We start from the raw sequence: 644 nt of genomic DNA, 5'->3' as shown, positions 1-644 counted from the left end.
TCGACGATGTGGACGCATCCGGTCGGGTGGGGTTGTCGTCGTCGATGACGCGGGCACAGGTCGATGACGCGTTGGGGGTGGTGGATGAGTCGAATGTGTCGGGTCAGCAGTGTGGTGATCAGGCGGTGGCGGTGCGGGACGGGTTGTTGTCGGGGGAGGCGGTGGCGCCGGAGGGTCGGGGCAGCGATTTTGCGGGGATGAGTACTGCGGAGTTGGCGGATCGGTTGGGGGTGGACGGTTTTGACCGCGGGTCTGTTGAGTCGGTGGCAAAGTCGTTGCAGCGGTTGGGTGATGATGCGGTGGCCACGGTGGTGGGGCGAACCGAGGTGGGCGGTGATTTGCATGCGGTGACGGTGGCGCGTGTTGATGGTGAGCATGTGGTGTTGGATCCGTCGGCGCCTGCGGGTGAGCGGGTGGTGGGTTTGGTTGAGGGGTTGGGCCGGTTCGAGGAGTTCGGTGCTGCGTATCACGATGGTCGTGGGCCGGTGGGGGCTGATGATGGGCGGGTGACGCATCCGCGGGGCGATGCGGGTGGGCGAAAGGTGTTCGGTGATCACGAGTTGGTGGGGACGCGTCGGGACGGGCCGCGTGAGGACACTCCGGGCGAGAAGAGTGGTGAGCACGGGGATGCTGGGCGGGCCGGT

At 66.6% G+C, this 644-nt stretch carries 1 pseudogene; it reads left to right on the top strand.

Annotated features, from left to right (window positions below):
- Nucleotides 1-44 precede the first annotated feature (44 nt).
- A pseudogene (locus tag ACLQ3C_RS21455) lies at nt 45-644 on the top strand (hypothetical protein); the annotation flags it as partial.

Origin of the sequence: Gordonia sp. DT30 (assembly GCF_049844915.1) — a bacterium.
Lineage (GTDB): Bacteria > Actinomycetota > Actinomycetes > Mycobacteriales > Mycobacteriaceae > Gordonia.
The sequence above is the reverse complement of the archived record's forward strand: the minus strand, read 5'-3'. Positions and strand labels throughout refer to the sequence as shown.